The sequence below is a fragment of the Actinomadura roseirufa genome, assembly GCF_900659635.1.
Lineage (GTDB): Bacteria > Actinomycetota > Actinomycetes > Streptosporangiales > Streptosporangiaceae > Spirillospora > Spirillospora roseirufa.
In genome coordinates this window covers 23,542-36,453 of sequence record NZ_CAACVB010000057.1, presented here as the reverse complement: position 1 = coordinate 36,453, position 12,912 = coordinate 23,542, and the positions used below count along the sequence as shown (strand labels likewise).

Sequence of the window (12,912 nt, the reverse complement as noted above, 5' to 3'; positions counted from 1 at the left end):
GGCCAGCGCGGCGGCGAGCGCGACGGCGCCCGCCAGCCCACCGGCCAGCAGGGCGCGGCGCCGCGCCCGGCCGACGGCGATCCGCGCGATCACGGCCCCGGCGAGGTCTTGATCTGGTTGACCGGGTCGGTGAGCGGGTCGGTCATCGGCGCGTCGCCGGAGGTCAGCGCGTGCTCGACGGCGAATCGGTCGAAGGCGGGGGTGACGGTGGGCGCCTCCTGGCGGCCACCGGCGGCGTAGGAGGCGGCGCCGAGCCCGATGAACAGGGTCGCGGCGCCGACGACGAGGTAGCGGCGGTTCGGGCGGTGCGCGTGGGCGGAGGCGGAGGCGCGACCCGACGGGCGGTTGTCGCGCGGACGGGGCGAATGGGCGCGGCCGAGCCGGACTCCCGGACGGGCCGGGTGGGCGGGACGGCCGGCGGGCGGGCTCGGAGGACCCGGGGGTCCGGGCCGACCGGACGGGCCGGGCGGAGCGGAGGAGGCGGCGGCGGGCTCGGCCAGCGAGCGCAGCCGGGCCAGGAAGTCGTCGGTGGGAACGCCGGCGGCGTCGTCGGAGCCGGCCGGGAGGTCGGCGAGCCCGCGGAGCCGGCCCTTGAGCCGGCGGAGCCCGTCCGCCTCGGCCCTGCACCGGGCGCAACCGGCGAGATGGGCGAGTGCGCGGTCGCGCTCCTCGTGGCCCAGCTCACCGTCGACCAGAGCGGTCAGACGCTCCCCCAGACAACTCACGCGGCTCCCTCGTCGTTCCGTTCGATCGTGCGCGGCCCCACCCGCGCACGAGGGACGCTTACACGCCCTCCGGCTGCGGCCGGGCGCTCCCGGCCTCGGCTGCCATGGTCTGGTAGTCGTTGCGGCTCCCCGGGCGCCGCCGGGTGGGCGCGCGGTGCTCCAGCGCGGCGCGGAGCTGCGCGCGCCCGCGGTGGATGCGGCTGCGCACGGTGCCCAGTTTGACATCCAGCGTCGCGGAGATCTCCTCGTAGGACAGCCCCTCGATGTCGCAGAGCACGACGGCGGCCCGGTACTCGGGCGCGAGGGCGTCGAGGGCGGCCTGGACGTCGGCGTCGAAGTTGCTGTCGTCGAACGCCTGCGCGGGGGTGGGCTCGCGGCCCTGCAGCCGCTCGGCGGCGTCGTCGGCGAGGCCCTCGAAGCGGATGCGCTGGCGGCGCCGCGCCATGTCGAGGAACAGGTTCGTGGTGATCCGGTGCAGCCAGCCCTCGAACGTTCCCGGCGTGTAGTTCGACAGGGAACGGAACACGCGGACGAAGACCTCCTGGGTGAGGTCCTCCGCGTCGTGCTGGTTGCCGGTCAGGCGGTAGGCGAGGCGGTAGACGCGGGTGGAGTGCTCGCGGACGACCTCGTCCCAGGACGGCGGCGCCCATTCCGCCTCGGGTGCGTTCTCGCGGGTGCGCGCGGCGTTACCCAGCCCCTGCCTGGGGCCGACCCCCACAGCGCCTCTGAAACTCAGTGCTGCGACTCCCATGGTGCCGGGCTGTTCCTCTCTGGTGAGCCAAGGACTTCGCCTTGGAACGGCACGGTCTCGCCTGGGCTGGGGCGGTTCTGAACCGACTCGGTGCTGGTACTCGTCACTGGCGAGCCCACCAGGGGTGGTGGGCCCGTCACTCGGTTACAACGCGCTGGAACTCCAGTTGGTTCCCCGTCAGCGATATGGTCTTTCCAGCAAGAGCCAGGCGGGGGTCCCGCGAGGAGGCAGCCATCGACGCCATTCAGGCCACCCTGGCCTACGTGGAGGAATACCTCCCCGAAGACGAGCCGTTGCTGGAGGCCCGGCGGCGCGGCACGGAGGTCGGCGCGGTGCCCATCGGGCCCGCCGGCGGGGCGGCGCTGCGCTTCCTCACCACCCTGCTCGGCGCGCGGAACGTCGTGGAGGTCGGTTCGGGCTGCGGCGCGTCCGGCGTCTGGCTGATGCGCGGCATGCCGCCGGACGGGGTGCTCACCAGCGTCGACATCGAGCCGGACCACCAGCGGCTGGCCAAGCAGTCCTACCGGGAGGCCGGTCTCGGCGCGTTCCGCACCCGGATGATCATCGGCCCGGCGCTGGAGGTGCTGCCGCGACTCGCCGACGGCGGCTACGACCTGGTGTTCTGTGACGCCGTGAAGACGGAGTACCCCGAGTACCTGACCGCGGCGCTGCGGCTGCTGCGGCCGGGCGGGGTCGTGGCGTTCGACAACGCGCTGTGGGACAACCGGGTCGCCGACCGGGGCAACCGCGAGCCGGCGACCGAGGCGATCCGCGAGGTGCACCGGATGATCCGCGATGACGAGCGGCTGGTGCCGCTGCTGGTCCCGGTGGGCGACGGCCTGCTGTGCGCCGTCAAGCGCGACTGATCGCCGCCGGGGCGGAGCGTGGCGGGCGCCGGGGACCGTCCTGACCGCTCGGGGGTGTTCGCGGTGCGCGACCGGGTCACCCGGCGGGCCGCCGGGCGGCTCGTGGCGCTGCTGATCCTCTCCCTGACCTCGGCGGGTTTCGTCGCGGGCGCCCTGATGCGCGGGGCGACCCCCGGCAGCCTGGTCTTCCTGCTGCTCGGTGTGGCGGGTCTCGCCCTTTTCGGGACGGGCCTCGTCGTGTCGGGCGGGGCCGTGCCGGCGCGGCGGCCCGTCCTGGTGCTGGACGCGGCGGGGGTGCGGCGGCCCGCGCGCTGGCCGCTGCCCCGCCGGTCCGGGCGGCTGCTGCCCTGGGCGGACGTGGCGGCGATCACCGCGCTGCGGCGGGGCGTGCCGGGCGGCCGGGGCGAGGAGGACTGCGTGGTGTTCCTGCCCACGGCCGGGCTGGCGGAGCTGGCCCGCACGGCGGAACGGCCGCGGCTGGTGGCGCTGACCCTGCGGGACGTCCCGGCGACGGCGGCGGCCGTGCCGTGGTGCTTCGCGGTCGGGCCCGGCTGGGACGCGGGGGTGGCGGAGATCGTCCGGGAGGCCCTGCTGCGCCGTCCGGTCCCGGTGATCGACCGGCGCGAGCGGTGACCGGCCGGGTCAGCCGGCCAGCCACTCCAGCAGGAGCCGGGTGCCGAAGCCGGTGGCGCCGCGGGTGAGCTCGGCGTCCTCGGCGGTGGCGCGGCCGGGGCCCGCCACGTCGAGGTGCGCCCAGGGCCGCCCGCCCGTGAACTCGCGCAGGAACAGCGCCGCCGTGATGGCGCCGCCCCCGTAGCCGGGCCGGCCGATGTTGCGGACGTCGGCGACGTCGGAATCGATCGCGGCGCGGTAGTCCTCGACGAGCGGCAGCCGCCACAGCGGCTCGCCCGCCGCGGCGCCCGCCGCGGTGAGCGCGCCGGCCAGGGCGTCGTCGGGGCTGAACAGGGCCCCGGTCCGCAGGCCGAGCGCGACCTTCGCCGCGCCGGTGAGCGTCGCCACGTCCACGACGGCGTCGGGGTCGAGCTCGGCGTCGGCGTAGGCGAGCGCGTCGGCGAGCACGAGCCGGCCCTCGGCGTCGGTGTTGAGCACCTCCGAGGTCGTCCCGCCGACATGGGTGATCACGTCGCCGGGGCGCATGGCCGAGCCGGACGGCATGTTCTCCGCGGCGGCGACCAGCCCGGTGACGCGGGCGCGGACGCCGAGGGCGCGCAGCGCCCCCATGACGGCGATGACCACGCCGCCGCCGGCCATGTCGGTCTTCATCGTCTTCATGTTGTCGTTCGGCTTGAGCGACAGGCCGCCGCTGTCGAACGTGATGCCCTTGCCGACCAGCACGAGGTGCCGCTCCGGCGTCCCCTCGGGACGGTAGGACAGCTCGATCAGGCGGGGCGGGCGGGGCGAGCCGGCGCCGACGGCCAGCAGGCCGCCGAAGCCGCCGTCGGCCAGCTCCTTCTCGTCCCGCACCCGGATGGTCAGGCCCGCCTCGGCGGCGACCCGCCCGGCCTGCTCGGCGAGCCACGACGGGTCCTTCTCGCGGGCGGGGGTGTTGGCGAGGTCGCGGGCCAGCGCGGCGGCGCGGGCGCGGGCCGTGCCGCGCCCGATCGCGGCGGCGCCGGCCTCCGGCCCCGCCTCGGTGACCACGGCCAGCGCGCCGAGCGGGCGCCGCGGCGCCGGAGCGCCGATCCGGAACTCGTAGGAGGCCAGCAGCGCGCCCTCGGTGAACGCGGCGAGATCGCCGGCGGGCACGGCCGCGACGAGGGCGCTCCGGCCGCGGCCGCGGCGGGCCAGCGTCGCGCCGGCCCTGCGCAGGTCGGCCGGGGACGCCTCGCCCACCCCGTACAGCAGCAGCTCCCGGACCCGGTCGCCGATCCGGACCTGGGTCGCGACGATCTCGCCCGGGTCGCCCTTGGCCGTGTGCAGGGCCAGCAGCTCGTCGAGCGAGAAGGGCAGCGACGCGGCGACCTCGGCGTCCGGCGCGACGGGCCCGGACCCGACGGGCACCGCGACCACCTCCGCCCCGATCTCGACCGCGGTCTGCGACACGGTGCCGCCGGCGCCGTGGATGCGGGTCTCGATGGGCATGGCGGTCGGTCTCCCTCGGTCGGTGCGCCGGGCGGGAGCGGGACCCGCCGGATCATGCTGTGCCGGATCATGCTGCCGGATGGTGCTGTGCCGGGTCGTGCTGTGCTGGGCCGGGTCGGGCGGGAGGGCCCGGGAACGGCGAGGGCCCCGGCGATGCCGCCGGGACCGTCACCTCGAGCCGGAGCGGCGGAGCGTCAGCCCACGACGTCCTTGAGGGCCTCGCCGAGCTCCTTGGCCTCGTCGGGGGAGAGCTCGACCACAAGGCGGCCGCCGCCCTCGAGCGGGACCCGCATGACGATTCCGCGCCCCTCCTTGGTCACTTCGAGCGGACCGTCTCCCGTCCGCGGCTTCATCGCCGCCATGCGTGCATCCCCTTCCTGCCTAGGGCCGCGTGGGGCCTCCGGGCACCGTTGGCCGCGTGGCCGCCTGTCGCATCCGCGTCATCAGTAGTGGTCCATTATCTCGTCTCCCGGGCGCGAAGTGGTAACGATCAGCCTCCAGATCGGGAGACCGCGTTCGGGAATGCCCTTTCGGTGCCGTCCGGGCCGCTTCCGAACCGTCTTCGAGAGCGCGCCGGGAATGGCTGGAGCGGTCCCGAAAACCCCGGGTCCGGACGGGGCGTCCGCGCGGCACCGGGACGGCACGACCCTTGTCCGCGGCGCCCGGTTCCCCGATGGTTTCCTGGGAGGATCTCCAGCGGATCGAGAGGACGCGGATGCCCGGAACCGTGCTGTACGACGTGACCGATGGTGTGGGAACTATCACACTCAACCGTCCGGACGCGATGAACTCGCTGACGGCCGAGATGAAGGAGGCGCTGCGCGCGGCGGTCGAGCGCGCCGCCGCCGACGCGTCCGCGCGGGCGGTGATCCTCACGGGTGCGGGACGGGCGTTCTGCGCCGGGCAGGACCTGCGCGAGCACGGCGACAACCTGGCCGCGGGCCGGGGCCTGGACGGCACGGTCCGCAGGCACTACAACCCGATCGTGCTGGCGCTCGCGGGGATGCCCAAGCCCGTGGTGGCGGCGGTGAACGGCGTGGCGGCGGGCGCCGGGGCGTCCCTGGCGTTCGCGTGCGACCTGGTCGTCGCGTCCGACAAGGCCCGCTTCGCCACCGCGTTCACCGGGATCGGGCTCGCGCCCGACAGCGGCATGTCGTGGACGCTGCAACGGCTCGTGGGCCGCGCCAAGGCGGCCGAGCTGCTGCTGCTGGGCGAGCCGGTCAAGGCCCCCGAGGCGCTGGAGCTCGGCCTGGTGGGGCGGGTCGTCCCGGCGGACGAGCTGGCATCCGCCTCCGTGGAGCTGGCACGGCGGCTGGCGGCCGGGCCGACGGTCTCCTATGGCGCGGTCAAGGCGGCCCTGGACCACGCGGCCACGAGCGATCTGGCGTCCGCGCTGGAGAAGGAGGCCGTCCTCCAGGACCTGTGCGAGAAGACCACCGATCACCACAACGCCACCGAGGCGTTCCTGAAGAAGGAACAGCCGGTGTTCGAGGGCCGCTGAGGCCGCGCGCCCGTCCCCCGCCCCGGGGGGCTGGGGCTACCCCCACCCCAGGGTCTACAGACCGCGCCAGTGTGCCCGCGGCCGCGCGGCGGTTGTCTTGTGGGCATGCCCGAGATGACCGCCGCAGCGCCGGCGACCCACTTTCACGAGAACCCTCACGAGCACGTCGCCATCGCCTCCGCGGTCGTCAAGTCGTACGGGACGGGGGACGGCGCGGTCACCGCGCTGCGCGGCGTCTCGGCCGCCTTCGCCCGCGGCCAGTTCACCGCGATCATGGGCCCGTCGGGGTCGGGCAAGTCGACCTTCCTGCACTGCCTCGCCGGGCTGGACACCGTCACCTCGGGGTCCGTGCTGATCGGCGGCGTGGAGATCACCCGGCTGTCGCGGACCCGGCTCACCCGGCTGCGCCGCGACCGGCTCGGCTTCGTCTTCCAGTCGTTCAACCTGCTGCCGATGCTGACCGCCGAGGAGAACATCCGGCTCACCGGCCGGCTCGGCAACCGCCGCGCCGACCAGGAGTGGTTCGACGCGATCGTGGACGCGCTCGGCCTGCGCGGGCGGCTGTCGCACCGTCCGAGCGAGCTGTCGGGCGGGCAGCAGCAGCGCGTCGCGGTGGCGCGGGCGCTGCTCACTCGCCCCGAGGTCCTGTTCGCCGACGAGCCGACCGGCAACCTCGACTCCCGCTCGGGCGCCGAGGTGCTGGGCTTCCTGCGGACGGCCGTGGACCGCTACCGGCAGACCGTGATCATGGTCACCCACGATCCCGCCGCCGCCGCGCACGCCGACCGGGTGCTGTTCCTCGCCGACGGGACGATCGTGGACGAGCTGGCCCGGCCCACCAGCGACCGGGTGCACGCCGTGATGCGCCGGATGGAGGGCTGACCGATGTGGCTCATCGCCAGGCGCTCCTTCGCCGAGGGCTGGGTGCGGCTGACCGCCACGCTGCTCGCGGCCCTGTTCTCGATCGGGCTGATCGCCGGATCCATCCAGTTCACGATGCGCGCGCAGGACGCGCTGGCGGGCAGCGACGCCAGCGAGTACGCCACCGCGGACCTCCTGGTCCGCGGTGGGACCACCGAGCCCGACGACCTGTACGCGGCGCCGAACGGCCGCGTCGCGCTGAACCGCGTCGCCGGGCGGCCCGGCGTCGCGGCCGTCTCCGGGGACGCCCTCGTCCCGGTGACGGCGGCCGGCCGGAACGGCGCCACGATCACACCGCCCGCCGGGGCCGGCACCTGGCTGCGGCCCTGGCCGTCCGACGGCCGGCTGAACGCCTACCACCTGGCCTCGGGCCGCGCGCCCGCCGCCCCCGGCGAGATCGCCGTGACCCGGCACGTGGCGCGCGCCGGGAAGGTGCGCCCCGGCGACACCATGAAGGTGATGCTGACCCGCGAGACGCGCGAGATGCGGGTGGTGGGGGTCGTCACCGTCCAGGGGCACAGCGCCGTCGCGGGCGGCGACCTCGTGCTGGCGACGCCGGAGACCGTCCGGCGGGCCGCCGGGCTGCCCGCCGGGACCTGGGAGAGCGTCTGGGTGGAGGCCGCCCCCGGCGTCCGGCCCGCCGCGCTGCGCGAGCGGCTCGCCCGCGAGCTGCGCGGCGGGCCCGCGGTCACCGTGCAGGACGCGGCGAAGGTGCGCCGGGCGCAGTCCGACGACGTGCGCTCCAGCGGCACCTCGCTCGGCGGCTCCATCGGCGTGCTGGCCTCGCTCGCGGTGTTCACCGGCCTGTTCGTCGTGGCCAACACCTTCGGTGCCCTCGTCCGGCAGCGGACCCGGCGGCTGGCGCTGCTCAGCGCCATCGGCGCCACGCCCGGCCAGCTCAAGCGGCTGATCAGGTTCGAGGCGCTGGCCCTCGGGGTGGTCGCCTCGATCGGCGGCGTGCTGCTCGGCTACCCGCTGTCGGCGCTGCTCACCGGGCTGTTCGCCGCGGACGGCTTCGACCTGTCGGCGGGCGACCCGCAGTTCGGCTGGGTCGCGCTCGCGGTGCCCGCCGCCGCCGGCATCGCGGTCACCCAGGCCGCCGCCTGGCGCGCGGCCCGCCGGGCCTCGCGGATCTCCCCGATGCGGGCGCTGCGGGTGTCGGCCACCGAGACGGGGGGACGCCGCTGGCCGCGGCTGGTCGGCGCGCTGGTGATCCTCGGGCACGCCTGCCTGTTCTACGGCATGGTGCCCCTGATGAAGCACGAGGAGGCGCCCGGCCCCGACCGCACCCTCGGCGTCTGCATGATGATCGTCATGGGGTCGATGGCCCTGGTCGGCGCGCTCGCCGTCCTCGCCCCGTTCCTCGTCGGCCCGCTCGGCGGGCTGGTCGGGCGGCTCGGCATGGCGGTCGACGGCGAGGCCGGGCGGCTCGCCCGCGCCACGATCACCCGCAGCCCGCGCCGCGTCTCGTCCGCCGCCTCCTCGCTCATGCTGGCCGTCGCGCTGGTCGGCACGACCGCGCTCATGGTCCTGTCGGCGAACGGCCGGTTCGCCGAGACGGGACGGCAGGTGATGCTGGCCGAGCACGCCGTCGCCGCGACCGGCCAGACCTCCAACGGGCCCGCGCCGCTCCCCCGGGACGTGACCGCCCGGGTCGCCCGCGCCCCCGGCGTGACCGCGGCCACGGCCCTCACCGGCACCGACGTCAAGCTCGTCGCCCCGGCGCCCCGGAGGCTCGCGGACGAGGACGAACCGGACCCGTACTACATCACCGTGACCGGCGCCGACCAGGCCGCGCTGCCGAAGGTGCTGCACCTCGGCGGCCGGCTGCGCCCGCTCGCGCCCGGCGAGATCGGCCTCAGCGGCAGCGTCCGGGACGCGCAGCGGTTCCACAAGGGCCAGCGGATCGTCGTCGGCGGCGCCCGCGGCCGGGTGACGCTGCGGATCGCGGGCTTCTACCACGACCCGTCCCACCTGTTCGCCGACCAGGCCATCGTCGACCCCGTCACCATGGACCGCCTCGACCCCGACGCCGCCACGCGGGCCGTCCTGGCCCGCGGCGGCACCCGGGAGGCCCTCGCCCGCGCCGTGGCGGACGTCCCGGTGGCCAAGGTGCACGACAAGGGCGCCTACACGAAGCTCGCGGCCGGGTCGATGACGAAGGGGATGCGGGTCGTCTACGGGTTCATCGGCATGTCGCTCGTGCTCGCCCTGTTCGGGATGGCGACCACCGTGTCGATGAGCGTCGGCGAGCGGACCCGCGAGTTCGGCCTGCTCGGCGCGGTCGGCGCCACCGCCGGGCAGATCCGCGCCATCGTCCGCTGGGAGGCGGCAACCGTCGTGCTGCTCGGCTGCCTGCTCGGCCTCGGCGTCGCGGTCGGCAGCGTCACGCTGATGCACCTGGCCACGGGCAGCTCGTTCCTGCGGCCCGTCCCGCCGTGGTGGCTGTTCCCGCTGGTCGCCGCGGGCGCCGCCGCCGTCGCCCTGACGACGTCGGCGCTGCCGGCCCGGCGCGCCGCGGCGGTGCCCATCCTGGAGGCCGCGAAGGCCGAATGAGGGCACTGCCGCGGCGGACGGCCGTCGCCGGGGCGCCTACCGGGTCACCGGTAGGCGCCCCGGCGGTGGCATCCGATCAGGTGGTCGTCCACGAGGCCGCACGCCTGCATCAGGGCGTAGGCCGTGGTGGGGCCGATGAAGCGGAAGCCGTCGCGCTTCAGCTCCTTGGCCAGCGCCTTGGACCCGTCCGTCATGGCGGGGACGTCGCCCGTGTCGCGGTGGCCGGGGGCGTCCGGGTCGGCATGGCGCCACACGGTCGCGGCGAGGCCGCCCGGGAGGTCGAGGGCGGCGCGGGCGTTGGCGACGGCCGCCTCGATCTTGGCGCGGTTCCGGACGATCGCGGCGTCGGCCATCAGCCGCTCGACGTCGTCCGGGCCGAACGCGGCGACCTTCTCGGGGTCGAAGCCGTGGAAGGCCGCCCGGAAGCCCTCGCGCTTGCGCAGGATCGTCAGCCACGACAGCCCCGACTGGAACGCCTCCAGGCAGAGCCGCTCGTAGAGGCCCTGGTCGTCGCGGACGGGACGGCCCCACTCTTCGTCGTGATAGGCGACGTAGTCGGGGGCCGACACTCCCCACGGGCAGCGGGCCAGCCCGTCCTCGCCTCGGATCGCGGTGCTCACCGGCCCGTTCTACCGCATGCCGCCGACAGACCTATCCGGCGGTGCCCGCCAGGCGGCACAGCCGCCGCAGCCCGACCCCCATGAACGCCCGCACGACGGGCCCCGCGGCCAGCCACCCGGCGCGGCCGAGCACCCCGAGCGGCAGGTCCACCCGCTCGGCCCAGACGATGCGGGCCCCCGGCCCGAGCGGGAAGATCTCGAACCACGCCTCGCCGCGCACCACCCGGCCGGTGTGCCGGACGGCGACACGGCGGCCGGGCCGCCAGTCGGTGATCACCATGGTGTCCAGGAACCCGAAGGGCCCGGCGCCCGTCCACGCCTCCAGCGGGGCACCGGCCTCGTGGCCGCCCTCCGCGCGGGTGAACGGCATCCACTCGGCGTGCCGCGGCCAGTCGGTCAGGACCTCGAACAGGCGCTCGGGCGAGGCGTCCGAGGCCGCCTCCACGTGCACGGCCACCGTGCTCAAAGCGCTCACGGGTGCTGTTCCCCCGTTGCGCGGCCCGGCTCGTCCTCGCCGCCCTCGGCCGCGCCCGGACCGGGCGACGGCAGCGGCGGGCCGGTCGGCGACCCGTTCACCGCGACCGGCTCCTGAATGCCGTGCAGGGCACCGACCTGCTGGGGCTCGGCGGGCTCTCCCAGCCGTTCGCGCAGGTCGTCCACCTGCTGCTGGAGCGCGACGACCCGCGCGTCCCGCTCGGTCAGGGCGTGCGCGAGGTAGTGCAGGGCCTCGTCCGTCACGGCGACCTGGTAGCCCCACGTGGCGCGCGGCAGGCGGAGGAAGGCCACCTCGGGCCCGGTGACGCGCCGCGGGTCCGACAGCGGCAGCGGCGGATAGTCGGGGTGCACCTCGGCGAGCCCGCCGCCCCGGCCCATGGCGAGCACGACGACGGCGCCCAGCACGGCCACGCCCGCCAGGACGAGGACCACAACCACGATCGCGCTCCGATCTGTCCGCCTCCGGCCGGGAACCTCCCCGGCCCGCGGCGACGCCCGGACCGTCCGCCCGGCCGCACTCCGCAACACCGATCGTGCCACGCCCCGCGCCCCGACGACGCACGACCACGACGTCCCACCCCGCGAACACACCGTCCAAAACCGAGGAGCGGAGCCGTGTCACTCGCACAGGCACGCCACCATCGTGGGCAGAACAGCCCCGGGCCGATCACCGGGATCCACTATGATCAACATCGATCGAGCCGAGGCCGCCCCCGTCGCAAAGGACAGCCTCAGCCGATCACGAAACCCGCGGCCTGAGACAACGCCGAAGCGAACCCCAAGCCGGACACGAAGCCCGGCCCGCACGCGAGCGTGCTACCTGACCGGCGGGGCAATGCCGAAGGCGAGCCCCGCCGGGAAGATCGCGAAGCGATTCGCGCTCGCACAAGCCCGGTCACGAAGCGAGCGCAAGCGAGCGAAGTGGGCCGGGATTGCAATAAAGCTAGCCGCGCAGCTTGTGCCAGGGGCCGGTGATCGCGAAGGTCACACCGGGGCCCTCCTGCCGGTTGGCGAACAGGATGCGGCCGTCGGGCGAGAACGTGACGCCGGTGAACTCGCTCTCGTTGTAGGCGTTGCGGGCGAAGGCGAACGGCTTGTTGTCCTTGGTGGTGCCGATGAGGTGCTGCTCGCCGTCGCCGTCCTCGGCCAGGATCACGCCGCCGCCGTACGGGGACACCGTGATGTTGTCCGGGCCGTCGAACTTGCCGCCCGGCTTGAACACCAGCTGCAGCTCGATCTCGTTCGACTGCGGGTCGTAGGTCCAGACCTGGCCGGCGTGGTCGGCGGCGGCGCCGTCGGCCTTCTTCGAGAAGCTGCACACGAAGTACGCCTTGCCGTGACCCCACCAGGCGCCCTCGAGCTTCTGGCTGCGGGTGATGTTCTCGAACTGCTTGCGCGTCGAGGTGGCCGCGGCCGAGGGGTCGGGGACGGCGACCCAGCGGGCGTGCAGCTTGGTGCCGGGCTCCTGGACGAGCGACAGGTCCGGGACGCCGCGGACGTTCAGCGCCTCCAGGCGGCCGCCCTGCTGGTAGGCGTGGTAGTCACCGCGGTGGGCGCGGGGACGGAACCGGTAGAACAGGCCGAAGGGCTTGGAGGCGTCCTCGGTCAGGTAGGCGGTGAGGGTGTTGGGGTCGACGGCGACGGCCTCGTGGGCGAAGCGGCCGAGACCGGTCAGCGGGACGGGCTTGGTCCGCTTGCCGTGCGGGTCGACCTCGAAGACCCAGCCGTGGCTCTTGGTCTGGCCGGTGAAGCCCTCGGTCTCCTCGCAGGTCAGCCAGGTGCCCCAGGGGGTGCGGCCGCCGGCGCAGTTGGTGGCGGTGCCGGCGAGGCTCACGTACTGGGAGATGAGGTTGCCGTCCTTGTCGACCTCAAGGGTCGAGGTGCCGCCGTTGGCCGCCGGGTCGTAGGTCAGCTCGGGCGGCGCGACGGCGCGGGTCCCGTTGTTGCTCTGCTCGTGGTTGCGCACCAGCCGGATGTTCTCCGGCTTGCTCCCCGGGAACGTGGCCGTCCCGTCGTGGTGGCCGGGCACGACGACGCCGTTGGAGATCGGGTCGCCCTCCACCGACAGCGTCTTGTAAGAAAAGCCCTCGGGCAGGTCGAGAACGCCCTTGGGGTCGGGGATCAGCGGGCCGTAGCCGTAGGCCTCGCCGACGTCGGCTCCCGCGGACGTCTGGAAGATCGAATCGAGGCTTCCGGCCAGCGCGATGGACAGCGCGCCGGCCGCGCCGCCCTTCACGACACCGCGACGGGACACGGACATGGGCTCTCCTTCGAACGTGATGGGATCACGCGGGAGCCTTGTGCGCGACCCTGAACCGACGGTGAACGAACGTCCGCAGATCGGCAAACCCCCAGGGCAATCTTGCTTTTCGAT

Annotated in this window: 13 protein-coding genes; 5 read left to right on the top strand and 8 right to left on the bottom strand. The window is 75.0% G+C overall.

The window, feature by feature from the left end:
• Nucleotides 1-89: 89 nt before the first annotated feature.
• Both E1291_RS15235 and sigE read right to left on the bottom strand, forming a co-directional pair.
• Nucleotides 90-725 carry an anti-sigma factor family protein gene (locus E1291_RS15235; protein ID WP_131738454.1) on the bottom strand — a complete coding sequence of 212 codons (636 nt, stop codon included), beginning with the start codon at nucleotides 723-725 and terminating at the stop codon, nucleotides 90-92.
• 58 nt (nucleotides 726-783) lie between these two features.
• Nucleotides 784-1,476, bottom strand: a complete 693-nt coding sequence (gene sigE, locus E1291_RS15230; RefSeq protein ID WP_242614168.1) for an RNA polymerase sigma factor SigE — start codon at nucleotides 1,474-1,476, stop codon at nucleotides 784-786.
• Between the two features lie 263 nt (nucleotides 1,477-1,739).
• On the opposite strand from sigE, the gene E1291_RS15225 reads away from it, so the two are divergent.
• Both E1291_RS15225 and E1291_RS15220 read left to right on the top strand, forming a co-directional pair.
• Nucleotides 1,740-2,342, top strand: a complete 603-nt coding sequence (locus tag E1291_RS15225) for an O-methyltransferase (protein WP_242614167.1) — start codon at nucleotides 1,740-1,742, stop codon at nucleotides 2,340-2,342.
• A gap of 18 nt (nucleotides 2,343-2,360) precedes the next feature.
• On the top strand, nucleotides 2,361-2,975 hold the full coding sequence (locus E1291_RS15220) for a hypothetical protein (RefSeq protein WP_242614166.1): 615 nt from the start codon (nucleotides 2,361-2,363) through the stop codon (nucleotides 2,973-2,975).
• Between the two features lie 9 nt (nucleotides 2,976-2,984).
• On the opposite strand, the gene E1291_RS15215 is transcribed toward E1291_RS15220, so the two are convergent.
• Entirely contained in the window at nucleotides 2,985-4,445 is a 1,461-nt protein-coding gene (locus E1291_RS15215) for a leucyl aminopeptidase family protein (RefSeq protein WP_131738452.1), read from the bottom strand.
• Nucleotides 4,446-4,639: 194 nt separating this feature from the next.
• Complete coding sequence (locus E1291_RS15210) at nucleotides 4,640-4,807, bottom strand: DUF3117 domain-containing protein (RefSeq protein ID WP_131738451.1); 168 nt, start codon at nucleotides 4,805-4,807, stop codon at nucleotides 4,640-4,642.
• A 353-nt stretch (nucleotides 4,808-5,160) separates the two neighbouring features.
• Between E1291_RS15210 and E1291_RS15205 the strand changes: the two genes are divergently transcribed.
• The 3 genes from E1291_RS15205 to E1291_RS15195 all read left to right on the top strand — a co-directional run bounded on the left by E1291_RS15205 (nucleotide 5,161) and on the right by E1291_RS15195 (nucleotide 9,423).
• A complete protein-coding gene (locus tag E1291_RS15205) occupies nucleotides 5,161-5,946 on the top strand; it encodes an enoyl-CoA hydratase-related protein (RefSeq protein WP_131738450.1) in 786 nt (261 codons plus the stop codon).
• Between the two features lie 114 nt (nucleotides 5,947-6,060).
• Nucleotides 6,061-6,828 carry an ABC transporter ATP-binding protein gene (locus tag E1291_RS15200; protein WP_131738458.1) on the top strand — a complete coding sequence of 256 codons (768 nt, stop codon included), beginning with the start codon at nucleotides 6,061-6,063 and terminating at the stop codon, nucleotides 6,826-6,828.
• Nucleotides 6,829-6,831: 3 nt separating this feature from the next.
• Nucleotides 6,832-9,423, top strand: a complete 2,592-nt coding sequence (locus E1291_RS15195) for an FtsX-like permease family protein (RefSeq protein WP_131738449.1) — start codon at nucleotides 6,832-6,834, stop codon at nucleotides 9,421-9,423.
• Nucleotides 9,424-9,467: 44 nt separating this feature from the next.
• Here the strand turns inward: E1291_RS15195 and E1291_RS15190 are convergent, their stop codons facing one another.
• The 4 genes from E1291_RS15190 to E1291_RS15175 form a co-directional block, all read right to left on the bottom strand.
• Complete coding sequence (locus E1291_RS15190) at nucleotides 9,468-10,043, bottom strand: DNA-3-methyladenine glycosylase I (protein WP_131738448.1); 576 nt, start codon at nucleotides 10,041-10,043, stop codon at nucleotides 9,468-9,470.
• Between the two features lie 31 nt (nucleotides 10,044-10,074).
• On the bottom strand, nucleotides 10,075-10,518 hold the full coding sequence (locus E1291_RS15185; protein WP_242614165.1) for an SRPBCC family protein: 444 nt from the start codon (nucleotides 10,516-10,518) through the stop codon (nucleotides 10,075-10,077).
• Nucleotides 10,515-10,976, bottom strand: coding sequence for a hypothetical protein (locus tag E1291_RS15180; RefSeq protein WP_131738447.1), 462 nt, complete (start codon nucleotides 10,974-10,976; stop codon nucleotides 10,515-10,517). Before E1291_RS15180 ends, E1291_RS15185 begins: the two co-directional genes overlap by 4 nt.
• A gap of 505 nt (nucleotides 10,977-11,481) precedes the next feature.
• On the bottom strand, nucleotides 11,482-12,798 hold the full coding sequence (locus E1291_RS15175; protein WP_131738446.1) for an alkaline phosphatase PhoX: 1,317 nt from the start codon (nucleotides 12,796-12,798) through the stop codon (nucleotides 11,482-11,484).
• Between the last annotated feature and the right edge of the window lie 114 nt (nucleotides 12,799-12,912).